This is a genomic window from Kluyvera sp. Awk 3 (assembly GCF_028069715.1).
GTDB classification, from domain to species: Bacteria; Pseudomonadota; Gammaproteobacteria; order Enterobacterales; family Enterobacteriaceae; genus Kluyvera; species Kluyvera georgiana_A.
On sequence record NZ_JANEWH010000065.1, the window covers coordinates 1 to 26,075 of the forward strand.

General features: G+C 54.7%; 24 protein-coding genes. 12 read left to right on the top strand and 12 right to left on the bottom strand.

The annotated features are described in order from the left end of the window. The 3 genes from lplT to NNN71_RS14385 form a co-directional block, all read right to left on the bottom strand. The coding region (gene lplT / locus NNN71_RS14375) for a lysophospholipid transporter LplT (RefSeq protein ID WP_271458769.1) at window positions 1-807 on the bottom strand (807 nt) is incomplete at its 3' end. Continuing rightward, window positions 800-2,959, bottom strand: coding sequence for a bifunctional acyl-ACP--phospholipid O-acyltransferase/long-chain-fatty-acid--ACP ligase (gene aas, locus NNN71_RS14380; protein ID WP_271458770.1), 2,160 nt, complete (start codon window positions 2,957-2,959; stop codon window positions 800-802). The genes aas and lplT, both read right to left, overlap by 8 nt. A gap of 157 nt (window positions 2,960-3,116) precedes the next feature. Further along, window positions 3,117-4,019, bottom strand: coding sequence for an endonuclease/exonuclease/phosphatase family protein (locus NNN71_RS14385; protein WP_271458771.1), 903 nt, complete (start codon window positions 4,017-4,019; stop codon window positions 3,117-3,119). Window positions 4,020-4,315: 296 nt separating this feature from the next. On the opposite strand from NNN71_RS14385, the gene NNN71_RS14390 reads away from it, so the two are divergent. The 3 genes from NNN71_RS14390 to galR all read left to right on the top strand — a co-directional run bounded on the left by NNN71_RS14390 (window position 4,316) and on the right by galR (window position 6,484). Next, on the top strand, window positions 4,316-4,555 hold the full coding sequence (locus NNN71_RS14390) for a DUF2442 domain-containing protein (RefSeq protein ID WP_271458772.1): 240 nt from the start codon (window positions 4,316-4,318) through the stop codon (window positions 4,553-4,555). Window positions 4,556-4,646: 91 nt separating this feature from the next. Then, complete coding sequence (locus NNN71_RS14395; RefSeq protein ID WP_271458773.1) at window positions 4,647-4,874, top strand: hypothetical protein; 228 nt, start codon at window positions 4,647-4,649, stop codon at window positions 4,872-4,874. Between the two features lie 593 nt (window positions 4,875-5,467). After that, a complete protein-coding gene (gene galR, locus NNN71_RS14400) occupies window positions 5,468-6,484 on the top strand; it encodes an HTH-type transcriptional regulator GalR (RefSeq protein WP_163449346.1) in 1,017 nt (338 codons plus the stop codon). On the opposite strand, the gene NNN71_RS14405 is transcribed toward galR, so the two are convergent. From NNN71_RS14405 to NNN71_RS14420, 4 genes are read right to left on the bottom strand one after another with little or no spacing between them, the layout of a single operon-like run. Continuing rightward, entirely contained in the window at window positions 6,445-6,924 is a 480-nt protein-coding gene (locus NNN71_RS14405) for a GNAT family N-acetyltransferase (RefSeq protein ID WP_271458774.1), read from the bottom strand. The two genes, galR and NNN71_RS14405, sit on opposite strands and share 40 nt — an antisense overlap. Beyond that, window positions 6,921-7,694: a GntR family transcriptional regulator gene (locus tag NNN71_RS14410; protein ID WP_064542956.1), complete on the bottom strand. Its 774-nt coding sequence runs from the start codon at window positions 7,692-7,694 to the stop codon at window positions 6,921-6,923. Before NNN71_RS14410 ends, NNN71_RS14405 begins: the two co-directional genes overlap by 4 nt. Before the next feature lie 47 nt (window positions 7,695-7,741). Further along, window positions 7,742-9,169, bottom strand: a complete 1,428-nt coding sequence (locus NNN71_RS14415) for a glycoside hydrolase family 1 protein (protein ID WP_271458775.1) — start codon at window positions 9,167-9,169, stop codon at window positions 7,742-7,744. A gap of 7 nt (window positions 9,170-9,176) precedes the next feature. After that, on the bottom strand, window positions 9,177-10,514 hold the full coding sequence (locus NNN71_RS14420; RefSeq protein WP_064542950.1) for a PTS sugar transporter subunit IIC: 1,338 nt from the start codon (window positions 10,512-10,514) through the stop codon (window positions 9,177-9,179). Between the two features lie 301 nt (window positions 10,515-10,815). On the opposite strand from NNN71_RS14420, the gene NNN71_RS14425 reads away from it, so the two are divergent. After that, the gene (locus tag NNN71_RS14425; RefSeq protein WP_163449350.1) at window positions 10,816-11,826 is read left to right on the top strand and encodes a LacI family DNA-binding transcriptional regulator; all 1,011 of its coding nucleotides are present in this window, start codon (window positions 10,816-10,818) and stop codon (window positions 11,824-11,826) included. A gap of 68 nt (window positions 11,827-11,894) precedes the next feature. Here NNN71_RS14425 and lysA read toward each other — a convergent pair whose 3' ends face one another. Beyond that, complete coding sequence (gene lysA, locus NNN71_RS14430; RefSeq protein ID WP_271458776.1) at window positions 11,895-13,169, bottom strand: diaminopimelate decarboxylase; 1,275 nt, start codon at window positions 13,167-13,169, stop codon at window positions 11,895-11,897. A 120-nt stretch (window positions 13,170-13,289) separates the two neighbouring features. Here lysA and NNN71_RS14435 point away from each other — a divergent pair, with 120 nt between their 5' ends. Beyond that, window positions 13,290-14,225 (top strand): LysR family transcriptional regulator, encoded by a 936-nt coding sequence (locus tag NNN71_RS14435; RefSeq protein ID WP_271458777.1) that lies wholly within the window; start codon window positions 13,290-13,292, stop codon window positions 14,223-14,225. Here NNN71_RS14435 and NNN71_RS14440 read toward each other — a convergent pair. Continuing rightward, window positions 14,212-14,904, bottom strand: coding sequence for an aspartate/glutamate racemase (locus NNN71_RS14440; protein ID WP_223803894.1), 693 nt, complete (start codon window positions 14,902-14,904; stop codon window positions 14,212-14,214). The genes NNN71_RS14435 and NNN71_RS14440 overlap by 14 nt on opposite strands. A gap of 141 nt (window positions 14,905-15,045) precedes the next feature. On the opposite strand from NNN71_RS14440, the gene NNN71_RS14445 reads away from it, so the two are divergent. The 7 genes from NNN71_RS14445 to NNN71_RS14475 all read left to right on the top strand — a co-directional run bounded on the left by NNN71_RS14445 (window position 15,046) and on the right by NNN71_RS14475 (window position 22,456). After that, window positions 15,046-15,372 carry a cupin domain-containing protein gene (locus NNN71_RS14445; RefSeq protein ID WP_163449353.1) on the top strand — a complete coding sequence of 109 codons (327 nt, stop codon included), beginning with the start codon at window positions 15,046-15,048 and terminating at the stop codon, window positions 15,370-15,372. A 203-nt stretch (window positions 15,373-15,575) separates the two neighbouring features. Continuing rightward, entirely contained in the window at window positions 15,576-16,496 is a 921-nt protein-coding gene (locus tag NNN71_RS14450) for a hypothetical protein (RefSeq protein ID WP_223803893.1), read from the top strand. 536 nt (window positions 16,497-17,032) lie between these two features. Continuing rightward, complete coding sequence (locus NNN71_RS14455; protein ID WP_064542927.1) at window positions 17,033-17,923, top strand: carbohydrate ABC transporter permease; 891 nt, start codon at window positions 17,033-17,035, stop codon at window positions 17,921-17,923. Further along, complete coding sequence (locus tag NNN71_RS14460; RefSeq protein WP_064542924.1) at window positions 17,916-18,818, top strand: carbohydrate ABC transporter permease; 903 nt, start codon at window positions 17,916-17,918, stop codon at window positions 18,816-18,818. The genes NNN71_RS14455 and NNN71_RS14460 overlap by 8 nt, the downstream gene beginning before the upstream one ends. A gap of 12 nt (window positions 18,819-18,830) precedes the next feature. After that, a complete protein-coding gene (locus NNN71_RS14465; protein WP_167575086.1) occupies window positions 18,831-19,958 on the top strand; it encodes an ABC transporter ATP-binding protein in 1,128 nt (375 codons plus the stop codon). A gap of 14 nt (window positions 19,959-19,972) precedes the next feature. Next, window positions 19,973-21,259 carry an ABC transporter substrate-binding protein gene (locus NNN71_RS14470; protein WP_271458778.1) on the top strand — a complete coding sequence of 429 codons (1,287 nt, stop codon included), beginning with the start codon at window positions 19,973-19,975 and terminating at the stop codon, window positions 21,257-21,259. Window positions 21,260-21,328: 69 nt separating this feature from the next. Continuing rightward, a complete protein-coding gene (locus NNN71_RS14475) occupies window positions 21,329-22,456 on the top strand; it encodes an oligogalacturonate lyase family protein (RefSeq protein ID WP_271458779.1) in 1,128 nt (375 codons plus the stop codon). Between the two features lie 89 nt (window positions 22,457-22,545). Here NNN71_RS14475 and araE read toward each other — a convergent pair whose 3' ends face one another. From araE to kduI, 3 genes are all read right to left on the bottom strand, one after another. Beyond that, window positions 22,546-23,964 (bottom strand): arabinose-proton symporter AraE, encoded by a 1,419-nt coding sequence (araE, locus tag NNN71_RS14480; protein ID WP_271458780.1) that lies wholly within the window; start codon window positions 23,962-23,964, stop codon window positions 22,546-22,548. Between the two features lie 318 nt (window positions 23,965-24,282). Next, window positions 24,283-25,044 (bottom strand): 2-dehydro-3-deoxy-D-gluconate 5-dehydrogenase KduD, encoded by a 762-nt coding sequence (kduD, locus tag NNN71_RS14485; protein ID WP_064542911.1) that lies wholly within the window; start codon window positions 25,042-25,044, stop codon window positions 24,283-24,285. Window positions 25,045-25,107: 63 nt separating this feature from the next. Next, window positions 25,108-25,944, bottom strand: a complete 837-nt coding sequence (kduI, locus tag NNN71_RS14490) for a 5-dehydro-4-deoxy-D-glucuronate isomerase (RefSeq protein WP_064542907.1) — start codon at window positions 25,942-25,944, stop codon at window positions 25,108-25,110. Window positions 25,945-26,075: the final 131 nt, after the last annotated feature.

Consider the following 26,075-nt stretch of genomic DNA (forward strand, 5'->3'; position numbering starts at 1 on the left):
CCCCACCACAATCCCCACCGCCACCATCGCATTCAGATAGGTTGGCGTGGCGTTATCGGTAATCCCTAACGCCACCGGAACCCACAGCACCAACAGGAAGCGCAGCGTCACCCCCGCGCCCCAGAACAGGCTGGTGCCAAGCAGAGAAAAGCGCGTTTCACCGTTGTGCCACAGCACATTGCAGGCGTTAAAGAAATTGTGGGTCATGGGGCGAAAACGCCAGGACTGGCCCGGACGCGCGGCTGGCAACCTGGGAATAAAAATGTTAGCAGCCACCGCGCCGCCATAGACGATCGCGCAAAGCGCCAGTGCGCCCACCACGCTCCAGTCAGCTACCACGCCGCCCGCCACCGAGCCGATCAGAATCGCCGCGATCGTCGAAGCTTCCATCAGACCGTTGGCTTTCACCAGTTTATCGCCGGTGGTCAGTTCCCCGAGAATGCCATACTTCGCCGGCGAGTAAGCCGCCGCACCGATACCCACCAGCGTATAGCCGATAAACGGATTCAGCCCCACGCAAATCATCGCCGCGCCGAGCAGCTTCAGGCCGTTGGCGAACATCATCACCCGGCCCTTACCAAAGCTGTCCGCCACCTGGCCGACGAACGGCGCAAAGACGATGTAAGCGCCCACAAACACCATTTGCAGCACCGGCTGGCTCCAGTCCGGATAGTATTGCTGCTTCATCAGCGCCAGCGTGGCAAACAGCAGCGCGTTGTCGCCAAAAGCCGAGAGGAACTGGGCGGCGATAACCGCCATCATGCCTTTCGACCAGATAGAGGTGTTAGTGTGTACTGACTCACTCATGTGGGTGTTCCGTCTCTGCAACCATGCTCTTAAGGGTGACGAAATCCGGTTTACCGCTGCCCAGCAGCGGCAGCTGTTTCATCCAGCGAATGTCGCGAGGAACCGCCAGCTCCGGCACGCCGTGGGCCCGCGCATACTGCAACAGTTTGTCGCGGGTCAGTTCATTATCGGTGGTAAATAGCACCAGCGCCTCGCCTTTGCTGGCATCGGTTTTCACTGCCGTGGCGTGCATCTTCTCAGGCGATACGCCCAGCGCCAGCTGTTCGACCGTTTCCAGCGACACCATTTCGCCGGCAATTTTAGCAAACCGCTTTGCCCGCCCCTGAATCTGCACATAGCCCTGGGCGTCAAAAGCGACAATATCCCCGGTGTCGTACCAGCCGGTTTCCCGCTCACCGTGCTGATTCTCCGCCGTCGGCGCTTCCAGCACGCCTAGGTTCTCAACGCGCAGGTAGCCGCACATCACGTTCGGCCCTTTCACCTGCAGACGACCGCCTTGCTCAATGCCCGGTACTTCCAGCAATCTCGCGTCCATCCCCGGCAGAATGCGCCCTACCGTGCCCGGTTTCGCCGCCATTGGCACGTTAATTGAGACCACCGGCGCGCATTCGGTCACGCCATAGCCTTCCAGAATGCGCAGGCCGAACTTGTCCTGCCACAGCTCTTTGGTGCTCTGTTGCAGCTTTTCCGCCCCGGCCACGACATAGCGTAGACGATAGAAATCGTACGGGTTGGCGAATCGCGCGTAGTTGCCTAAAAACGTTGAGGTGCCGAACAGGACGGTACAGTTACGGTCATACACCAGCTCCGGTACCATGCGGTAGTGCAACGGGCTAGGGTAGAGGAACACTTCCGCGCCGGTCAGCAGCGGCGTAAACAGCCCGACCGTCAGGCCAAACGAGTGAAACAGCGGCAGCGCCGACATAAAGCGGTCATTGGCGGTAAAGTCGGCGATGGTTTTGATCTGCTCGACGTTCGCCAGAATGCTTTTGTGGCTGTGCACCACGCCTTTCGGGTGGCCTTCCGAACCGGAGGTAAAGAGGATGATTGCCGGGTCTTCCGGCTGCTGCGCCACCTGCGCCAGACGCGGCATCAGCACGCGTGAAAAGATCCACAGCTTATCGACGGTGGTCACATCGCCTTTTAAATCTTCGAGGAATACCCAGCGAACCTGGGTCAACTGCTCGGTCAGGTGCCAGAGTTTGCCTTTATCAAGAAACGTGCGCGAGGTAAAAATCGTGCCAATTTGCGCGGCGGTAATGGCGCTGGACAGCCCTTTGACCCCGGCAGTGTAGTTCATCATCGCCGGAATACGGCCGCGGGCAATCGCACCGAAGATAACGGCGGCGCTGATACCGGCATTCGGGAGCATCAGGCCGATCTTTTCGCCCTTCTGGCTGTATTTTTCGAGGATACGCGCCACAAACAGCGTTTTGGTCAGCAGCTTGCGATAGCTGTCCGGCTGGAAATTGATATCTTCGACGCACGCTTTTTTCTCGCCGTATCGGTGCATCGCCGTCAGCAGCGATTCATACAACGTTTCACGCGGACGCACCGCCATCCGGGCTTCCATCATAATCTGGTGCAGCATTTCGCCGGCAATGCGGCGACGGTCACGCGCACGCGGGGCTTCCGGCATTGGCAGCGTGGTTGGCGGCAACAGGTGCAGCTGGATGCGAGGGAAAAGGCGGCGCTTCACCAGCCCTTTCAGGCGGCTAAAGTAGCTCAGTTCCGCACCTTCAATACGCACCGGAATAATCGTCGCCCCGGACTTCGCCGCCACAAAGGCCGCGCCGTCGTAAATCTTCATCAGCGAACCGGAGACTGAAATGCGCCCTTCCGGGAAAATCACCACCGGGCGGCCCTGTTCGATCAGGCGCACCAGATGCTTGATAGACATCGGTTTTGTCGGGTCGAGCGGGACAAAATCGATGATCGGCGTCAGCCAGCGCATGAACCATTTTTGGGAAATCGAGGTGTAGACGGCAAAAACCGGGCGAACCGGGAGAAACAGCGCCAGCAAAATGCCGTCGATAAACGAGACGTGGTTGGGCGTAATCAGCACTTTAGGCTGGCTTAACGCCTCGGTGCTACCGGTCATCCGTACCCTGAATAACACCCTGAAAAGCTGTCGGAAGAAACAGAGAAGCATACCAACTCCTTTTGCCAAAGATTTATCTTTGCAAAGGGTACACGAGAACACTGAGGAAAAGCAGCGGGCAGGAATATTATTGCGGCAAAAAGATGACTTACGATTCGTACATGGACGAGACAGGAACCGGGGACCCTGAGGGGCCCCCGTAGGTCATTTACTGTTCTGTCAGTTCAAGCTCGGCAATCACCGGAAGATGATCGCTTGCCGCAGACCAGTTAAACTCAGGCGAATTATGTGGAATCTCCATCTTCTTCACGTCCCACTTCTGGCCTTTAAACGTAAAGATATGGTCGATATCAATGGCCGGATTAATGGCAGGCCAACTGCGGGTATCCGTGCCTTTCTTCGCGACTTCATTAAAGAAATAACCGATCTCTTTTATCGGCTGTTCTTCACGGGTTGAGTTGAAATCACCCGCCAGGATCTTAATCGAAGAGGCAATATCTTTAAAATCGGACGCTGCGTCTCCAATACTCAGATCAAGCAAATAACGCGCCTGCTCGGTCCGTATCGTAGGCTCTTTTTGCCAGTCGAGGTGAGTCACCATAATAATGGGAGCGGAATCAAATCCCGGCACTTCTACCTGCGCCAGCAGCGCAACGCGCTGTTCAGCATTTCCGGAGGGCAGCTTCACAACCTGTGAATGCAGAATTTTATATTTTGACAGAATACCCAAACCATATTCACCGCCATCAAAATCTAACGCTTTACCAAACGCATAGTGCATTTTGTTGGCATCGGCAATGGTCTTTAATTGGTCGACCTTCTGACTACGCTGCGTTTTGTTATCCACTTCAGGAACGGCAATAATATCGGCATTGATTTTTTTAATAGCCGAATTAAGTGCAGTAAAATCAGCAACGTTATCGGAAGCCTCATTTTTACCGATATTGTAGGTCGCGATGCGTAACGTTGGTTTGTCCTGAGTATAAACCTTGTCGGGCACACCGCCTTTCTGAACAGCAAGTATTTCATTTCCCGCCAGTTTATCAGCAGCCTGTGCATTCGTAGCCAGGCATGCCAGCGCTATCATAGTCAGTACAATCTGTTTTTTCATTACTGTTATCGTTCTCCGTTTAAAATATTTGTCTTAGGATACGGAGTAAAACCATTCATTTTAGTGATGTATCGCACAAACTTATAACGCGATGAGAATTAAGTTTCCTCGCTACTTTACGCTTTCTGAGCTTGGTTTTCCGGCAAAATCTCCACAATTCATTCCTTCTTGGAATGAATTTTATTCATATCATTCATTTTATAAATCACAAGAACAATGATACCGTGACGCCAGACCTGAGTTTTTATTGAGTATTTATAGACGCTATTTTGCGCCTCTATTATGGACAAGCTTTTATGAGCAATACGGTATCTGTAAAGAGAATAAGATTTACGGCCAGGCATTTGGGTATTGAATTCAAGGGAGGGTTAGTGCTGGCACTACCGCTAAAATGGTTTCCGGAACTGGACTGTGCCACCATCGCCGATCTTAAAAACAATAAGATTACCTCCGCAGGAATTGAATGGTTAAATTTAAAATTCACGCTAGATATTGATGACATACTGAAGTGCGCCACCGAGGCAGCTATTCCCTGAAAACTGGGTTTGCCAAACCTATTTTGAGAGTGGACTAGCGCGATATCCTTCGGCTTAATCTGCAATAAAAAACAGATGTGAGAGGCGTAAAATGACCAACAATAACCATCAATCATATCGGCTGGTAGAAAGAGATTGCTATACAACGCTTTTTCACGACAAAGAGCCGATTGGGGTCATTATTAATATCAAAAGAAGATGGGTCACCAAAATTAAAAATAACGCCGAGAGTTTTGTCGTCTGTGGTCGCCATGCTAATCGTCAGCATGCTCTCGCCAGATTGTGGGAATGCCGTTTTGATGCCTGGCATCCGCAGTAAACCAAGTCTCATCTATCAAGAAAAAAGATAGGGTTAGATTAACCCTATCTTTTTTTTGCAAAAAAAAACCTGCGCTTCTGCGCAGGTCGGTGTAAGTGATGCGTACGCAAAGCGTACTTTGAAACATTCACCAATCAATACCTCTGGGACCGCTATTGTCTCCCCCCTACCGCCTGGCAGCCAGTTTAAAACCGCAAGAGAATGAGCGGAAATGCAACGAGGTATTGCGATTATGGGGAACTGTAACAGCGTGAATTCAGGCAAAAAAAAACCTGCGCATCTGCGCAGGTTGGTGTAATTGAGTGGTCAACCTTGTGGGCGACTTCACCTATCAATACCTCTGGGACAATCAGATTAGCAACTCGCGTAACGCGTTCTCCAGCAGACATTCGCAACAGCATCTCGCAAAGTGTAAGCAAACGTTTGAATATTCCTGTTTAGTTGCAAAAGCGCGGTGTCACTCTTCCACAAAGCACCATACGCGCATCAATATTGTGCAATCCACCACAGACTCGGCCTTGAATAGCACCGGGATTTCCGTAAAACTGTTAGGGTGTAAACGTTTACCCATCGAATTTTGTTTAAGGCATATTATGGCGACAATTAAAGATGTGGCCCGGATGGCAGGCGTCTCCGTCGCCACCGTTTCCCGCGTCATCAACAACTCTCCAAAAGCCAGCGATGCCTCGCGTCAGGCGGTGAACTCCGCCATGGAGACCCTCAACTATCATCCCAACGCCAATGCCCGCGCGCTGGCGCAGCAGTCGACGGAAACCGTCGGCCTGGTGGTGGGCGACGTCTCCGATCCTTTTTTCGGCGCCATGGTTAAAGCCGTGGAGCAGGTCGCCTATCACACCGGCAATTTTTTGCTGATTGGCAACGGCTACCATAATGAGATGAAAGAACGTCAGGCCATTGAGCAACTCATCCGCCACCGCTGTGCGGCGCTGGTGGTGCATGCCAAGCTGATTCCCGACGCTGAACTGGCAGATTTAATGAAGCAAATGCCCGGCATGGTGTTGATCAACCGCATTCTGCCCGGTTTTGAAAAACGCTGCGTGGCGCTGGACGACCGTTACGGCGCCTGGCTGGCGACTCGCCATCTGATTCAACAAGGGCATACGCGCATTGGCTATATCTGTTCCAACCACGCGATTTCGGATGCGGAAGACCGACTGGCAGGCTACTACGACGCGCTAAAAGAGCACGGGCTGCCGTGCAACGACCGGCTGGTAACCTTTGCCGAGCCGGATGAAAGCGGCGGCGAACAGGCCATGACCGAGCTGCTCGGTCGCGGCAAGCAGTTTACCGCCGTCGCCTGTTACAACGACTCGATGGCGGCGGGCGCGATGGGCGTACTAAATGATAACGGTATCGACGTACCGCAGGCGATTTCGCTGATTGGTTTCGATGACGTGCTAGTTTCCCGCTACGTGCGACCACGGCTGACCACCATCCGCTACCCGATTGTCACCATGGCCACCCAGGCCGCCGAGCTGGCGTTGGCGCTGGCAGAGAACAAGCCGCTACCGGATATCACCCACCTGTTCAGCCCGACGCTGGTTCGCCGTCACTCGGTGATAGCCCCGGCGGAAGAGGTTAAATCGTAGCGATAAAGATGGACGGTGGTGTCCGGGTAATCGAGGGCATCACCGAGGTACTGCCAGCCGAAGCGTTCGTAAAAATCCCGACATGCCGAATAGAGGTGCAGTTCCGTATATCCCAGCTGCGCGGCACAGGACATCACGTGCCGCTGTAGCTGGCCCGCCAGACCGCGGCCACGCGCCTCTCGCGCGACGTACAACGCAGCCATCCACGGCCACAGATCCTGACGGCTGATTAAATCGCAGCGCCACAACCCCACCGTTCCTGACAGTTTATCGCCCTCAACGGCAATAAACGTCAGCGGCAGTGCGCCCGGACGCTGGCTGTGGTCAATGATGCTGGCAAAAAATGCCCGCGACAGACCTTCGCCGCCAAAGGCGTGCCATAGCCAGTCGGTCACCTGACCGGCGTACTGCGGACGGTCGTAGAGCGGCAGGATGGTCACATTAATTTTCCCTGGAAGATGGGAACCGATTCAAACAGATAGCCGTCGAAATCCGGCGCGTCTTCGTCAGACAGCTCCATCAGGCTATTTTTGACGTTCTCAAGATGCTGCCACATCGCCTGCCAGGCCCCCATGACGTCGCGGCGGCGTAGCGCGGCCAGAATAGTCTGCCGATCGCCGAGCCATTTCAGCCGGTAGGTGCGGCTGGCAATATGAGCGTTAAACTGCTGCCACAGCGGGCTGCTGTCCATCTGGATCCAGACGCGCTCGATAGTCGCCAGCAGCATCTGGTTTTGCGTCGCCCCGGCCAGCACCAGGTGGAACAGGCGGCCGTTGTCCTGGCTGGTATCGTTGAGCGCAATCGCCCGCTGCTCTTGTTCGATAATCTGCTTGAGGTTGTCGATATCTGCGCGGGTGGCCATCTTCGCGGCGAAAGCGGCAATGTTACTCTCCAGCAACTGGCGCGCCTGCAGGATTTCAAATGGCCCAACGTCGCTGCTCAGCATCTGCTCTTCCTCACCATCGCTTTCTTGCGGAATACGCATCACGTACACGCCGGAGCCCTGGCGAATATCAACCGTACCCTGTAGTTCCAGCATCAGCAGCGCCTCGCGCACGATGGTACGGCTGACGCCGTAAGTTTCAGCGATATTGCGTTCCGGCGGCAGGCGCGACCCGACGGGATAGCGGCCCTGCATAATCTGGGCGCGCAAATCATCGCCAATCTCCTGATAGGGTTTCTTTTCCGGCGGGACGGTAGCCTTCTCCACAATTTCACCTGTACGTTATGCCAATACCGGCGCTATCTTAGCAAAAATCAGCGCCATTCATCATCGATATCCACCGTCAGCTCGCGGCTGTCGCGCAGTTGACGGAACCAGCGGGCAGAGGCTTTTGGCCGCCGCGCTCGGTCGTTCTGGAGATCGATTTCAATCAGCCCGTAGCGGTTTTTAAAGGCGTTCATCGGCGAAACGTTGTCGGTAAAGGCCCACAGCATATAGCCGTGACAGTTGGCGCCGTCTTCTTTCGCCCGCAGCGTTTGCCACAGATGCTCGCTGATAAAACGGATCCGATAGTCGTCGGCAATCACGCCATCGGCATTGCGGAACTGGGCCTCATTTTCCACCCCCATACCGCTCTCGGCGACAAACCACGGAATATTGCGATAGTCATTTTTGATGCGCATCGCCATGTCGTAGACAATCTGCGGATAGATTTCCCAACCGCGCGAGTTGTTCATCTTTCTGCCCGGCAGTTCAAACGGTTCGTAGTACCAGGCCGGGTGGAACGGCGTCCCGGGATGCCAGGCGCGGGACGGCGCTTTTACCCGATGCGGGTAGTAGAGATTAATGCCCAGTTCATCGACCGTGTTGTCGCGGATGATCGCCAGTTCGTCGGCACTGTAGTCCCAGGCAACCGCATGTTTCTCCAGCAGCGTGAACAGCTCTGCCGGGTAAGCACCGTGTACCAGCGGGTCTAGGAATACGCGGTTGTAGAACAGATCGTACACCTCTGCCGCCCGCAGGTCGTGAGCGGCGGATGAACGCGGATAAGTCACCTCCGGGTTGAGGATGCAGCCGACGGTCCCTTGATAGCCTTTCTCGCGGAATAGCTGCACCACCTTCGCCGTCGCCAGTACCTTGTGGTGATTCCACTGCATCCATTTGCCGGTGTTTTGCTCATACGGCCAGCGTAGCGCATCCAGATAGACGCGGGTCTGCACCACAATCGGCTCGTTAAAGGTAAACCAGCGCGTCACCTTGTGATGGTAGCGGGCAAACACCTGCTCCACGTAGCGCACATACAGCTCAACCACTTTTTTCGAGCCCCAACCGCCGTACTCTTCCAGCAGGTAGCCCGGCAGCTCGTAGTGCTCAAGGCAGATCATCGGCTCAATACCGTTGGCCAGCAGCTCATCAAACAGCTGGTCGTAATAAGCGGCATACTCTTCATCCACCGTAACCGCCTCGTAATCGGTTAAAAAACGCGACCAGTTGATGGAGGTACGGTAATGAGTCAACCCCGCTAGCTTCATCAGCTGCACGTCTTCGCGAAAGCGGTTGATAAAATCGGTGGCAACCGCCGGGCCGTAGCCGTTATGCCAGACGTGACGGTCGTTCTTGTACCAGAGATCGGGCCAGGAATCCTGGCCTGGCTTTTTACCGCTCCAGCCTTCCGTTTGCCAGGCTGACGCCGCGGCCCCGAGAATAAAATCATCGGGAATCGTTATCCGTTTTGTACTCATAGCGTCCTCAGAAGTTATCGGTAGCCGGGGATTTGGCCGCCAGGCGTTCGGAAATCTCGGCGCGGCGGGAGGCGATTTTGACGAACGGCAGGTAAATCAGCACCGCCACGACGATACAAATCAGCTGCGTCACTACCGCGCCCATCGAGCCTGCGGTCGACAGCCAGGCGTTGATCAGCGGCGGCGTGGTCCACGGCACCATCACCACGGCTTTACCAGCAAACCCGGTGACGGTGGCGAAATAGCCGATGCTGCCGGTCACCAGCGGGGTAATAATGAAGGGAATCGCCAGGATCGGGTTGAGCATGATCGGCATACCGAAGATTACCGGCTCGTTGATGTTGAAGATCCCCGGGCCAATCGACAGCTTGGCGATCTCTTTCATCTCTTTACGCTTGGTGGCAATCATCACCGCGATCAGCAGCCCGATAGTCAGTCCGGACCCGCCGATGCTCATATACACGTCCCAGAACGGCATCGTAATAATATTCGGCACCTCTTTACCCTGCTCGAAGGCGCTCATGTTGACGGTAATCGCCCCCAGCAGCAGCGGTTCGCGGATGGGTTTGATCATCTGGTTACCGTGAATGCCGATCACCCAGAAGATCTGCGCCACGAACATCAGCAGCAGGATCCCCGGCAGGCTCTGCATCACCCGCTCCAGCGGCTGCTGCACCACCTGATAAACCGCGTCGTAGAGGTACATGCCGGTCAGTTGATGGAAGATGAAGCCGAAGGTGGCGATCGCGGTGACGGTAATGATCGCCGGGATCAGCGCTGAAAACGACGCGGCGACGTTCGGCGGCACGGTGTCCGGCATTTTGATCTTCAGCCCGTTGCGCGTTTCCAGCCAGCAGTAGATCTCAACCGACAGAATGGCGATAAACATGCCGAGGAACAGGCTGCGGGTGTCAGAGAACTGACGCAGCAGCACATCTTTAACTTCGTGCATTTGCCCGTCGACCATCATCTGTACGGTGGTCGGCGTGACGCAGATAAAGCAGATCACCGCCAGCAGGCCGGGGAACAGGGTCTTAATGCCGTTGATTCTTCCTAGCTCGATGCCGATCAGGAACACGGCGCCAATGTTGAGGAAGTTCAGCGTGGCGTAGTTGATGGCGCTGGTAATCGGTTTGAGAGACGCCAGAAACGACAGCGACTGGAAGCTGGCGAGACCGTTTTTCGGATCCAGCACCATGTTGGAAATCAGTACGGAGAAGGCGCCAACGATGATCACCGGCATCAGCGTAATAAAGGCGTGTTTGATCGCCATGATATAGCGATAGCTATTGAATTTCGTGGCGAAACTCCCCAGCGAATCAATCAGTTTGTCCTGCAATGCCATAGAAAGTACCTCAAGTTTAAGGGCTTTATCGCGCATACGGTGTACAGCCAAACACCTTTTGGCATACCAAAAATAGTCATCCTTAACGAAAAGTTCTGTGATTAAGCTCCCAACCTCTATTTTGGTATTCCAAACAGAAAGAAATACAATTATTGGTATACCGCATGCCGGAGGAGCGGTTCTTAGCGCGATTAACTGCAAAAGCGTGATCGCGATAGGTTTTTTATCCGCTGTAGAGTTCGTATGAGTGGTGAATGTCTGTGATAAACTGCGGGTCATCACGGAGTTTCAGGGATTAACAATGGCAACAATGCTGGATGTCTCAATACGCGCTGGCGTGTCGAAAGCAACGGTCTCCCGTGTGCTGAATGGTACCGGTCAGGTCAAAGAGAGCACCCGTAAACAGGTGTTTAAAGCGATGGAGGAGTTAGGCTATCGGCCCAACTTTCTGGCGCGCTCGTTGGCCAATCGCACCAGCAACAGCATTGGCCTCGTTGTCTCAACCTTCGACGGCTTCTACTTTGGTCGTTTGTTACAGCAGGCCTCCCGTCAGACGGAAGCCTGGGGTAAACAGCTGATTGTGACCGATGGCCACGATACGCCCGAGCGTGAAGAGCAGGCGGTGCAGATGCTGGCCGACCGCCAGTGCGACGCCATCGTGCTCTACACCCGCCATATGAGCGAAAAAGCGATCATGTCGCTGGTGAACACGACTCCGATGCCGCTGGTCGTCATTAACCGCGACGTCAGCCAGGCGCGCGATCGCTGCGTGTTCTTCGAACAGCAGGATGCCGCATTCCAGGCGGTAGAGTATCTGATTTCTCAAGGGCATCGGGACATCGCCTGCATTACCGTTCCTATTCATACGCCAACCGGTAAAGCGCGTTTGCAGGGCTACCGTCGGGCGCTGGAACAGAACGGCATAAAATGGGATCCGGCAAAAGTGAAGCATGGCGATTCGACCATGAACTGCGGCTATGACATGTGCAACGCGCTGCTGGAAGAGAAAGTGAAGTTCAGCGCGCTGTTTGCCTGTAACGATGACATGGCGCTGGGCGCGTCGAAGGCGCTGCATCAGGCGGGGCTACATATTCCTCAGGATATTTCACTGTTTGGCTTTGATGATGCCCCGAGCGCCAAGTGGCTGGAGCCGGGGCTGTCGACGGTGTACCTGCCGATCGATAACATGATCGTCACCGCCATTGACCAGGCCATTAAGCTGGCCGCGGGCGAAGAGATTGAAACCATACCACCGTTCACCGGCACGCTGGTATTGCGCGATTCGGTCACAACGGGACCGTATTACAAATAACGTGCCGGATGGCGGCGCAAGCGCCTTATCGGGCCTACATCCCCGTAGGCCCGATAAGCGCAGCGCCATCAGGCATTCCCTCGGATAAGTTCCAGCGCCAGCAGCTCTTCAATCGTCTGACGACGACGAATCAACCGCGCCACACCGTTATCAAACAGCACTTCCGGCAGCAGCGGTCGGCTGTTGTAGTTTGACGACATCGACGCCCCGTAAGCACCGGTATCGTGCAGCACCAGATAATCGCCCGGGACCACCGCAGGCAGCAGGCGAGTTTCCACTTTGCCCCCTTCCTGCTGGGTGAAGACATCGCCGGATTCACACAGCGGACCCGCCACCACGGTTTCAATCTGCGGGGCGTTTTCCAGCGCACGACCATCGCCCGCCATCGCGGAAATATGGTGATAGCTGCCGTACATCGCCGGACGCATCAGATCGTTGAAACCCGCGTCAATCAGCACAAAGTGACGGCTGCCCATCGCTTTTACGCTGCGCACCTGCGCCACCAGCACGCCGGATTCCGCTACCAGGAAACGCCCCGGTTCGATCTCAAGCTTCACCGGGTGGCCCAGATGTTGCGCGATTTGCTGACGCGCGGCATTCCACAGACCAAAGTAGTGATCGGTGTTGATCGCCTCCTCGCCCTCGCGATACGGGATTGACAGCCCGCCGCCCGCGGAGATCGCCTCCAGATCCTGACCAAACTCCACCACCTGACGCACCATCGCGCCGCACACCTGCTCCAGATGGCCATAATCGACGCCGGATCCGATATGCATGTGAATGCCCACCAGCTTCAGCTGATAACGCTGGATCACCGTCAGCGCCGCCGGCAGATCGCTGTACCAGATGCCATGCTTGCTGTTTTCGCCGCCGGTGTTGGTTTTCTGACTGTGGCCGTGGCCGAACCCTGGGTTAACGCGCAGCCACACGCGATGCCCCGGAGAGATGCTGCCGAGCTGCTCCAGCATATCGACTGAGCCGGCGTTCACCGGAATGTGTAACTCACGCACGCGGGCCAGCGTCGCCTCATCAATCATATCGGCGGTAAAAACGATATCGTCACGCCCTTCGCCCGGCTCATAGCCTGCAGCCAGCGCGCGTTCAATCTCGCCGAGGGAGACGGAATCCACCTTCACGCCCTGCTCACGCATCAGACGCAGAATGTGAATATTCGAGCACGCCTTCTGGGCAAAACGCACCACGTCAAACTGATTCAGTTTGGCAATCTGCGCGCGAATAATCTGCGCATCGTACACCCACACCGGACAGCCAAATTCGGCAGGCAGGCGCAGCAGGTTGTCAGCGGTCAGGTCGGTGTCGGTATTGTTGAGCGGGCGTGGCATAGCGAACTCCGGTAATCATCTTTTTTATGATTACGCCACAGGCGAAAGAGAATAAAAAATATCGTTTTATCGCGAGTCTATGCAAAAATGATATGGAGTACAGACCTGTGAGGATCGCCGATGCCAGCCGTAAACCTGCGCCATATTGAAATCTTTCATGCCATTATGACGGCGGGAAATCTGACGGAAGCCGCGCGAATGCTGCACACCTCGCAGCCAACCGTCAGCCGCGAGCTGGCGCGCTTCGAGCAGGTTCTCGGCTTAAAGCTGTTCGAACGCAGCCGAGGACGTTTGCACCCGACGGTGCAAGGGCTGCGGCTGTTTGAAGAAGTGCAGCGATCCTGGTATGGGCTGGACCGTATCGTCAGCGCCGCCGAAAGCCTGCGCGAATTCCGTCAGGGCGAGCTGTCGATTGTCTGCCTGCCGGTGTTCTCGCAATCTTTTTTACCGCCGCTGCTCCAGCCGTTCCTCGCGCGCTACCCGCAGGTCAATATTCAAATCGTGCCGCAGGAGTCGCCGCTGCTGGAAGAGTGGCTGTCGGCGCAGCGCCACGACCTGGGCCTGACGGAGACGCTGCACACGCCCGCAGGCACCGAGCGCACGCCGCTGCTCACGCTCAACGAAGTGTGCGTTCTGCCGCAGGCACACCCGCTGGCCGCGAAAGCAGTGCTGACGCCCGCCGATTTTCAGGGCGAGAACTACATCAGCCTGTCGCGCACCGACAGCTATCGCCAACTGCTGGATGCGCTGTTTAATGAGCATCAGGTGAAGCGGCGCATGGTGGTCGAAACGCACAGCGCCGCGTCAATCTGCGCGATGGTCAAAGCCGGCGTCGGCCTTTCGGTGGTGAACCCGCTAACGGCGCTGGACTACGTCAACAGCGGCGTTGCCATTCGCCGCTTTAGCGTCGACGTGCCGTTCACCGTCAGTCTGATTCGCCCGCTACACCGCCCGGCCTCGGCGCTGCTGGAGACCTTTACGGCCCATATTCAGGCGCATCTGTCACGCATTACCGACCCGCTGGAGGCGGTGCTTAGCGAGATCAAGAGAGCATAAACGCCACCGCGTCTTCGGCATGGATCGCCGCCGTATCAAACACCGGGAGCGGGCTCAGTTCAGCGGGCACCAACAGGCCAATTTCGGTGCAGCCAAAGATCACCCCTTGCGCGCCCTGCTTCGCCAGCGCCGCTATCACGCTCAGGTAATAGTCGCGGGAGGCGTCGCTGAATTCGCCGAGGCACAGCTCATCAAAGATGATCTGGTTAATCTTCTGTCGATCGTCCGCTTCGGGAATCAGCGTACTGATGCCAAATTCCGCCTGCAAACGTCCGCGGTAGAAATCCTGTTCCATGGTGTAACGCGTGCCGAGTAGCGCAACGTTGTTCATCCGTTGTTTTTGAATCGCACGGCCCGTGGCGTCGGCAATGTGCAGGAACGGCACCTCACAGGCGGTTTCAATCGCCTCAGCGACTTTGTGCATGGTGTTGGTGCACAACACGATACCTTCCGCCCCCGCCTGCTGAAGGCCCCGCGCGGCCTGAGCGAGGATCTCGCCCGCACGCTGCCAGTCGCCCTGTGACTGGCACAGTTCAATCTCGTGGAAATCCACGCTGTGCAGTAAGATCTGCGCCGAATGCAAACCGCCAAGTCGCTGCTTTACCCCTTCATTAATCAGGCGATAGTAGGGAATGGTCGACTCCCAGCTCATCCCGCCTAACAGACCAATCGTTTTCATCGTGGTTCCTTGTGCGTTGTCGTCCTGCCAGTGAAGCAAAGTTGTGATCAACTTTCCACATCTGCGGCTCGCGTTTTCTTTTTGATCGTTTCTGATATAAATTTAATGAAACACCGTTTCAACATAAAACAGGACAGCCGGATGTTTATTTTCCATAAAGAAACCACGCTTGAAGATCTGGGCAATGGCGTTACCCGCCGCATTCTCGCGCACGATGGCAAGATGATGGCGGTTGAAGTCAACTTCGAACAGGGCGCGATTGGCCCAATGCACAACCACCCGCACGAGCAGCTGACCTACGTGCTGTCCGGTGAGTTTGAATTCACCATTGGCGACGAAAAGCACGTAGTTTCCGCGGGCGATACGCTGTACAAACAGCCGAACATCATGCACGGCTGCGTGTGCCTGAAAGCCGGTACCCTGCTCGATACCTTCACCCCAGTGCGCCAGGATTTCCTGAAAGCATAAGCTTCGACGCTTCCGCCGCTTTTCATCGCGAAGGGCGGCGTTTCTCCGTTTATCCCGTTTGCCCTACCGTCTCAGATTCCCCGCAAATTTTCACGCATTCCGCTGAGATCTAACGTCGATTTCCATCACAGTCGCCGAAAAATAAGGCGCGTTATGCTAGCGCGTATCTGCCGTCACTGGTCAGGAAATGAAAAGGGAATTTTATGAAAGTACTCTCACTTAACGATCTTCACCCAGCGGATGTGCTGCTCTTCTCACCGGAAAAGAAAAGTTTTATTTCCTGGGCGATTACCTTTTTGACCGATGCCCCGGTCAGTCACGCCGCGATGTATTTTGAGACCTGCCCGCCCACCATCGTGGAAGAAATGCCGCCACAGGTAACCACCAACCCTGCTGAAAAGCGTTTTAAGGGCCGCACCATTCATGTTTATCGCCACACAACAGCATCGCCGCTCACGCCTGTCACTCAGGCGGCGCGCCAGCACCTGAATAATCAGGAACCCTATGACCATGCCGGGCTGTATATGGTTGGTTTGTTGTTGATGTATAAAAAATTCTCGATAACCAGCCCAAAACAGCAGGTGATTATTCGGATACTGAAAAAGCTGACCGCGACGATAACTCAGTTTATTCAGCAACAGCAGACGCCCGGTAAGCATCCGATGGTCTGTTCACAGTTCGTCGCCCAATGCTTTGACGATGCCGGAAGCGCCTTCCGCCTGCAGTTCCGTCATGCCACACAGTTGGATTCGGCCATTGGCGAAACGCTGCTCGATAAAGCCGCCGACTGGATGAAGCAGCGCCAGGTGACCTTTAATCAATATGATATGAACGCCGCGCCGGAAACCGCCAGCGATGAAGCGCTGTGCGAAGCTCTGCACCACGCCTTTATGGACAATAACACGCAACCGACACCCGCCATGACCGATGCGCTGGCGGAAGCCATTTTCTATTTTGCCCAGGCGCACGCGTCGCTGTTAGGCCTTGATACCACCGTCAGGCGCTTCGATGCGCTGGCTGCGCTGCGGACCAACCAAAACATGTTTGTCTCGCCGGGCGATTTGATGCGCCATTGCACAAATTTAACGCCAATCGGTATTGTGATGATTCCGACAAATAACTGACGGGTCATACAACGTATACATTCTGGATGTTTCCAGAATAAGCCTTTTATTGTGATCAAAGCCTCATCTTTTTCGCTGAGGCTTTATATTTTTCACCCTCAACAAAGATTAGCGCCTTAATCATTTCAACAATCAATTATATCACGCTTAATAGATATTTCGGCTGTCAACTTCCATACCAGAAGCCCCGAATGGTGCTGGCTGAGGGACAAAAACGCCATCGCCGTCACTATAATGAAACATCGTTTCGACTCCGATCACATTTTCACGATTAATCGAATGACGTAGAAACAAATCGCAATAAAATAAATTTAAAACGGTGTTTTATAAAATGATTGTCGCAAAGCATGAGATTTTGAAACGCAACAACACCGAACAATGGACGATGTTAATTTTTATTGTATTACATTCACTTACAGGGAAAGGCTGCATGACCGACACCAAGTTAACGCTTTAAACGCTCTGGCGCCAGCAGGCGCGAGGGATGTAACCAACACCCAATCCGTTTGACACACTTGTTCGCCAGGTAGGTATGTATGAATGAAAACAGAATGCTGGGTTTGGCGTGGATTTCACCCTATATAATCGGGTTGATAATCTTCACGGCCTTCCCGTTCGTTTCATCTTTCTTCCTCAGTTTTACTGAGTATGACTTGATGAGTCCGCCGGTGTTTAACGGCATCGAAAACTATCGCTACATGTTTACTGAAGATGCGCTCTTCTGGAAATCCATGGGCGTAACTTTTGCCTACGTATTTTTGACAATCCCATTAAAACTGGCATTTGCTTTAGGGATTGCGTTTGTTCTTAACTTTAAATTACGCGGAATTGGCTTCTTCCGTACCGCTTACTATATCCCGTCTATCCTCGGTAGCTCCGTGGCTATCGCGGTACTGTGGCGCGCGCTGTTCGCCATCGACGGCCTGCTGAATAGCTTTATCGGCGTATTCGGTTTCGATCCGGTCAACTGGCTGGGCGAACCGTCTCTGGCGCTGATGTCCGTAACTCTGCTGCGCGTATGGCAGTTCGGCTCCGCGATGGTTATCTTCCTGGCGGCCCTGCAAAACGTTCCGCAGTCTCAGTACGAAGCGGCGATGATCGATGGCGCCTCTAAATGGCAGATGTTTATGAAAGTGACCGTGCCGCTGATTACGCCGGTTATCTTCTTCAACTTCATCATGCAGACCACTCAGGCATTCCAGGAGTTTACCGGACCGTACGTCATCACCGGCGGTGGCCCAACCTACTCAACGTACCTGTTCTCGCTGTACATCTACGACACAGCGTTCAAGTACTTCGACATGGGTTACGGCGCGGCGCTGGCATGGGTTCTGTTCCTGGTTGTAGCAGTCTTCGCTGCCATTGCCTTTAAGTCTTCAAAATACTGGGTGTTCTACTCCGCCGATAAGGGAGGCAAAAATGGCTGATATTCAACAAATCTCCGACGCAAGAAGCATCGCTGAACGTGAGGTTGCCCGCACCCTTCGCCGTGAGAAGATCAACGCATGGGTTCGCTACACCATCCTGCTGATTGTCGGTCTGTTAATGCTCTACCCGCTGGCGTGGATGTTCTCAGCATCGTTCAAACCGAACCACGAGATCTTCACCACGCTGAGCCTGTGGCCGGCACACGCCACCTGGGACGGCTTTATTAACGGCTGGAAAACCGGTACCGAGTACACCTTCGGTCATTACATGCTGAACACCTTCAAGTATGTGATCCCGAAAGTGATTCTGACCATTATCTCCTCCACTATCGTGGCGTACGGCTTTGCCCGCTTCGAGATTCCATGGAAGAAATTCTGGTTCGCGACGCTCATCACCACCATGCTGCTGCCGAGCACCGTACTGCTGATTCCTCAGTACCTGATGTTCCGTGAAATGGGCATGCTGAACAGCTATATGCCGCTGTACCTGCCGCTGGCCTTCGCCACGCAAGGGTTCTTCGTCTTCATGCTGATTCAGTTCCTGCGCGGCGTACCGCGTGACATGGAAGAAGCGGCGCAGATTGACGGCTGTAACTCCATCCAGGTGCTGTGGTATGTGGTGGTACCGATTCTGAAGCCGGCGATTATCTCCGTCGCCCTGTTCCAGTTCATGTGGTCCATGAACGACTTTATCGGCCCGCTGATCTACGTCTATAGCGTTGATAAGTACCCGATTGCACTGGCACTGAAAATGTCCATCGACGTCACCGAAGGGGCGCCATGGAACGAAATTCTGGCAATGGCGAGCATCTCCATTCTGCCATCCATCATTGTGTTCTTCCTGGCGCAGCGCTACTTCGTACAGGGCGTTACCAGCAGCGGAATTAAAGGTTAAGAGGGATATATCATGGCTGAAGTTATTTTCAACAAACTGGAAAAAGTGTACTCCAACGGCTTCAAAGCGGTACATGGTATCGACCTGAAAATCGCAGAAGGGGAGTTTATGGTTATCGTCGGTCCGTCCGGCTGCGCCAAATCCACCACCCTGCGTATGCTGGCTGGCCTGGAAACCATCAGCGGCGGCGAAGTCCGCATCGGTGAGAAGATCGTCAACAACCTCGCGCCGAAAGAGCGCGGGATTGCGATGGTGTTCCAGAACTACGCGCTGTATCCGCACATGACCGTGCGTGAGAACCTGGCGTTTGGCCTGAAGCTGAGCAAAATGCCGAAAGATCAGATCGACGCCCAGGTGAACGAAGCGGCGAAAATCCTCGAGCTGGAAGAGCTGCTGGATCGTCTGCCGCGTCAGCTCTCCGGTGGTCAGGCGCAGCGTGTGGCCGTAGGCCGCGCGATTGTGAAAAAGCCGGACGTGTTCCTGTTCGATGAACCGCTGTCTAACCTGGACGCCAAGCTGCGTGCCTCCATGCGTATCCGTATTTCCGACCTGCACAAGCAGCTGAAGAAATCCGGCAAGCCGGCAACCACCGTTTACGTTACCCACGATCAGACCGAAGCGATGACCATGGGCGACCGTATCTGCGTGATGAAGCTTGGCCACATCATGCAGGTAGACACCCCGGACAACCTGTACCACAAACCGAAAAACATGTTCGTTGCGGGCTTTATCGGCGCGCCGGAAATGAACATTCGCGCCAGTAAACTGGTGAGCAAAGAGGGTCGACTGAACCTGAGCATCGGCGATGAGTTTATGCCGCTGAGCGAAGATCTGCACAACAAGCTGACGGCGCAAGAAAATCAGGAAGTGTTCTACGGTATTCGTCCGGAATTCGTCTCCCTGTCCGATGAGCCGTTCGCTGAAGGCGGCTGCAGCGGTGAGATGGTCCGCGTGGAAAACATGGGGCACGAGTTCTTCGTTTACCTGAAAGTCGCGAACTACGAGCTGACGGCACGCATCCCTTCAGATGAAGCTAAGCCAATGATTGAGAAGGGGCTTCATCGCAAGGTGTACTTTAAGTTTGACATGAATAAATGCCATATTTTTGACGCTAAAACTGAACAGAACCTCTCCCTCTAATCTGGAGTATTAAAATGAAAAAAGTGCTTTTAAGCGCAGCAATCTCCGCCACTCTGGGCCTTACCGCCCTGCCGTCTATGGCTAAGGATGTTGACCTTCGTATGTCCTGGTGGGGCGGCAATGGCCGTCACCAGGTCACACTGAAGGCGCTGGAAGAGTTCCACAAGCAGAACCCGGACATTAACGTAAAAGCGGAATACACCGGCTGGGACGGCCACTTATCCCGTCTGACCACCCAGATCGCTGGCGGTACCGAGCCGGACGTGATGCAGACTAACTGGAACTGGCTGCCGATCTTCTCCAAAAACGGCGACGGCTTCTACGACCTGAACAAAATGAAGGACGTGATCGACTTAAGCCAGTTTGATGCCAAAGAGCTGCAGTCCACCACCGTCAACGGCAAGCTGAACGGGATCCCAATCTCTGTCACCGCGCGCGTGTTCTACTTCAACGACGAAACCTGGAAACAGGCTGGCGTTGAATACCCGAAAACCTGGGACGAGCTGATGGCGGCGGGTAAAACCTTTGAAAGCAAGCTGGGTAAACAGTACTACCCGGTGGTACTGGAGCACCAGGATACCCTGGCGCTGCTGAACTCTTACATGATTCAGAAGTACAACATCCCGGCGATTGATGAAAAGGCGAAGAAATTCTCCTACACCAAAGAGCAGTGGGTTGAGTTCTTCCAGATGTATAAAAAGCTGGTCGATAGCCACGTGATGCCGGACACCAAATACTATGCGTCATTTGGTAAGAGCAACATGTATGAGATGAAGCCGTGGATTCAGGGTGAGTGGGGCGGTACCTACATGTGGAACTCCACCATTAACAAATACTCTGACAACCTGAAGCCGCCAGCGAAGCTGGAGCTGGGTAGCTACCCAATGCTGCCGGGCGCCACCGACGCGGGTCTGTTCTTCAAACCGGCGCAGATGCTGTCTATCGGTAAGTCGACTAAGAACCCGGAAGCGGCAGCGAAAGTGATCAACTTCCTGCTGAACAGCAAAGAAGGCGTGGATACGCTGGGCCTGGAGCGTGGCGTGCCGCTGAGCAAGGTTGCGGTGAAATACCTGACCGAAGACGGCATCCTGAAAGAGAGCGATCCGTCCGTTGCTGGCCTGCGTCTGGCACAGTCTCTGCCGGCGAAACTGAGCGTGTCTCCGTACTTCGACGATCCGCAGATCGTGGCCCAGTTCGGTACCACTCTGCAGTACATCGACTATGGTCAGAAATCGGTTGAAGACGCGGCAGCCGACTTCCAGCGCCAGGGTGAACGTATCCTGAAACGCGCAATGCGCTAATCGCGCCATCATGTGTTAATACCCTGCAACTTCGGTTGCGGGGTATTTTTTTATTCAAGGAGAAAGGACATGAAAGGCAAAATCATCCCGCTGAATTTCCGCCATCAGAAGGACAGCGAAACCGGTCACGAGGTGATCCGGATGACGCCACCACACATTATTTGCCACCGGAACTACTTCTACCAAAAATGCTTTACCCGCGATGGGAGCAAGCTGATTTTTGGCGGCGCGTTCGAGGGGCACTGGAACTATTACTTACTGGATATTGCCGCCCAACAGGCAACCCAGCTGACCGACGGTGCTGGCGATAACACCTTCGGCGGCTTTCTTTCCGATGACGACCAGTCATTATGGTACGTCAAAGATACCCGCCAGCTGCGTCGCGTGGATCTCACGACGCTGGAAGAACATGTGGTGTACGAAGTGGATGACCAATGGGTGGCCTACGGCACCTGGGTCGCTAACTCCGACTGCACGCAGCTTGTCGGCATTGAGATTAAGAAAAGCGACTGGCAGCCGCTCACCGATTGGTCGAAGTTCCGCGCCTTCTACTTCACTAACCCGGAATGCCGCCTGATTAACATTGACCTGAAAACCGGGGAACAGCGGACCATTTTGCAGGAAAAACGCTGGCTCGGTCATCCGATTTACCGCCCGTTCGACGACAATACCGTCGCGTTCTGCCATGAAGGGCCGCGTGATGCGATTGACGCTCGCATGTGGCTGATTAACAACGACGGCAGCAACGTTCGCTGCGTGCGCCAGCAGCAGCCAGGCGAGAGCTTTACGCATGAATTTTGGGTGCCGGACGGCTCTGCGCTCTATTACGTCGCCCATCAGGAAAACAGCCCGCACCGCTATCTGTACAGCGCGGATCCTGCAACGCTGGAAAATCGCCAGCTGATGGAGATTCCGCCCTGCTCTCACCTGATGAGTAACCACGACGGTTCACTGGTCGTCGGCGACGGCGCGCCGCATAAAACCGGGGATATCAACCTCAACGATCCGTTTATCTGGGTGTTTGATCTGAAAACTGGCGACAAAAAAGCGATCTGCCAGCACAACAGCAGCTGGAAGGTGTTGGACGGCGATCGCCAGGTGACGCATCCGCATCCGTCGTTCTCGCCGGACGGGAAGTGGGTGCTGTACACCTCGGACGCCGAGGGGATGCCGGCGCTGTATTTAGCGAAGGTGTAAAAAAAGCCGGGTGGCGGCTGCGCCTTACCCGGCCTACGTTTGACGTACCTTGTAGGCCCGGTAAGGCGTAGCCGCCACCGGGCACTCCATCATACGCCGATATCCCGCAATTTCTCACCTTTCATCAGCTTGCGTTCAATATGCTCCAGCGTGACCCCTTTGGTTTCTGGAATCAGCCAGAAGGTCACACCGATAAAGGCGACGTTCAGCGCGGTATACAGCCAGAACGTGCCCGCCGCGCCGATGGCATCCAGTAGCGTCAGGAAGGTCGCCCCAATAATCATATTCGACACCCAGTTGGTGGTGGTGGAACAGGTGATACCGAAATCGCGGCATTTCAGCGGCTGGATTTCCGAGCACAGGATCCACACGACCGGTGCGGCGCTCATGGCATAACCGGCGATGCACATCATCGTCATCCCCACCGACAGCCAGGAGAGCCCGCTAGATGCCGTGCCGTTATCAAACTGCATCAGACAGTAGCCCAGCACCAGCGTCCCCACGGCCATCACGCTAAAGCCAATTTTCAGCGCCGGTTTACGCCCGGCTTTATCCACGGTGAACACGGCGATAAAGGTGGCAAACATAAAGGTCAGGCCAACCACCAGCGTGGCGATCATCTGCTGTTCCGTGGTGGTGAATCCGGCCATTTTAAAGATGCGCGGCGCGTAGTACATGATGATATTCATACCGGTGAACTGCTGCATCGCTTGTAACAGCATGCCGAGGAACACCGCGCGGCGCACGTTGCGGTTGACCTTAAACAGCGCCCAGCCGCCCTGCTTCAGCTTCAGGCTTTCGCGAATTTCATTCAGTTCATCACGCGCCTTCTCCGAGGTATCGCGCAGCATGCGCAGCACCTCTTCGGCTTCAATATGACGGCCCTTTTCCGCCAGCCAGCGCGGGCTATTCGGCAGGAACACCACCAGCACAATCAGCACCACCGCTGGCAGCGCCAGCACGATAAGCATCGCGCGCCAGTTACCGCTGTAACTGAAGGCCGTATCGGACAAAAACGCCAGCACTATCCCCAACGTCACCATCAGCTGATACATGCTGATCATCTTGCCACGCACGTTTTCGCTGGCCATCTCGGAGAGATAAAGCGGTGCGGTATAAGAGGCAATACCGACGGCCACGCCGAGAATAACCCTGGCGATCAACAGCATTTCGACGTTCGTCGCCAGACCCGAGCCGAGCGACCCGGCAACAAACAGTACGGCCCCGACCATCAGGCTATATTTACGCCCCAGGCGGAATGACAGCCAGCCGTTGAACAGCGCGCCGATCGCCGCTCCCAGCATCATACTGCTCACCACCCACTCCTGGAGGCGGCTGGATAACACAAAGTGATCGGTGATAAACGGCAGCGCGCCGGCAATCACCCCGATATCGAGACCAAAAAGCAGCCCCGCGACCGCTGCGGCAACCGAGACAAACTGGTTCATACGTCGAGTGTCGCGCTGGGTGCGTGGCATGAGCGAAGGATCGTTACTGATTGAAGCCATATTTTCCTGCCAGACAGAGTAAGACATACAACGAAAGTAAGAGATTGATGAACAGGAGTGTCAGGCGGGAAAGGTTATTAACATGGACAATATTGCTGCGACACATCGTTTTGTGATGGACATTTGACTTTCAGATGGAAGCCAGCCGTGTTGCATAATGCCTGTAAGAGGCAATACACAATGGTGATAATTTCATTATCATCATTTAAGTATGGATTATTTGCACCTTCCTATATGGATAAATCTCATACAGCCCATGCTTTTCACAGGCATAAAAAAACCTGCCGCAGCAGGTTTTTTTATTGGGCAGGCTAAAAATTAGCGCGCCAGCCAGCCACCGTCTACGGCAACGGTATAGCCGTTGATGTAGTCAGATGCCGGGGAAGCCAGGAACACGATCGGCCCCATCAGGTCGCTCGGCAGACCCCAACGGCCAGCCGGGATACGGTCGAGGATAGCGGCGCTACGCTCTTCGTCAGCACGCAGCTGCTGGGTGTTGTTGGTCGCCATGTAGCCCGGAGCAATCGCGTTGACGTTGATACCGTGTTTCGCCCACTCGTTCGCCATCAGACGGGTTACGCCCATTACGCCGCTCTTGGAAGCGGTGTAAGACGGAACGCGGATGCCGCCCTGGAAGGAGAGCATGGAAGCGATGTTGATGATTTTGCCGCCTTTACCCTGCGCGATGAAGTGCTTAGCTGCCGCCTGAGACATAAAGAACACGCTCTTGATGTTCAGGTTCATGACATCGTCCCAGTCTTTTTCGCTGAAGTCGATCGCGTCTTCACGACGGATCAGGCCAGCGTTGTTGACCAGGATATCGATATGGCCGAATTCCGCCACCGCACGCTCCAGCAGCGCCGGGATGCCGTCGATCTGACGCAGGTCAGCGGTCAGGCTCAGGAAACGACGACCCATCGCGGTTACACGTTCGATGGTTTCAGTCGGTTCAACAATGTTGATACCCACAATGTCGCAGCCCGCTTCAGCCAGACCCAGCGCCATACCTTGACCCAGACCGGTATCACAACCAGTAACAACGGCAACTTTGCCCTGCAGAGAGAATGAATCCAAAATCATTTTATATTCCTTATCGTTAGCGCCTGTACCGGACAGGCATCATTGAACTAATGCTGTCCGCGACTAGCGCAGATCCTTCACTGCTACATGATCCATGTCATCAAAGACCTGGTTCTCACCCACCATCCCCCAGATGAAGGTATACGCTTTGGTACCTACGCCTGAATGGATCGACCAGCTCGGCGAAATCACCGCCTGTTCGTTGTGCATCACGATATGACGCGTTTCCTGCGGCTGCCCCATCATATGGAACACGCAGCTGTCTTCATCCATATTGAAATAGAAGTAGACTTCCATGCGGCGCTCGTGGGTATGGCACGGCATGGTATTCCACAGGTTGCCTGGCGCCAGTTCGGTCAGGCCCATGCTGAGCTGACAGGTTTCGAGTACGTCCGGCACAAAATATTTATTGATGGTACGGCGGTTACTGGTGAGGTTATCGCCCAGGGTCACCGGTGCTACATCGGCAGGGGTCACTTTTTTGGTCGGGTAAGTGGTGTGTGCCGGCGCGCAGTTGTAGTAGAACTTCGCCGGTTTCGCCGCGTCGACGCTGGCGAAAACCACTTCTTTAGCCCCTTTGCCCACGTATAACGCGTCGCGATGGCCAATTTCGTAGCACTGGCCATCAACGGTGATGGTACCCGCGCCGCCAATGTTGATGACGCCCAGCTCGCGGCGCTCCAGGAAGTAACTCACGCCAAGCTGCTTGCCCACTTCGCCGCCAACCGATACGGTTTTCGCCACCGGCATGATGCCACCAACGATAATGCGATCGATATGGCTGTACACCATGGTGTATTCGTCGGCGACAAATACCTGCTCAACTAAAAACTCTTCGCGAAGCCCCTGCGTATCCAGCGTTTTAGCATGAGCGCTATGAATGCTCTGTCTTACTTCCACCTGAACCTCCAGGAAAATGTGGTCTTATGTTCTATTACAGAACGAAACTTCGTTCCGTTTTGTTAATGCACGTATCTTATCCCTGATGAAATGGGTTTTCAATTGCAAATAAAACATCGTTTCATTTTTTC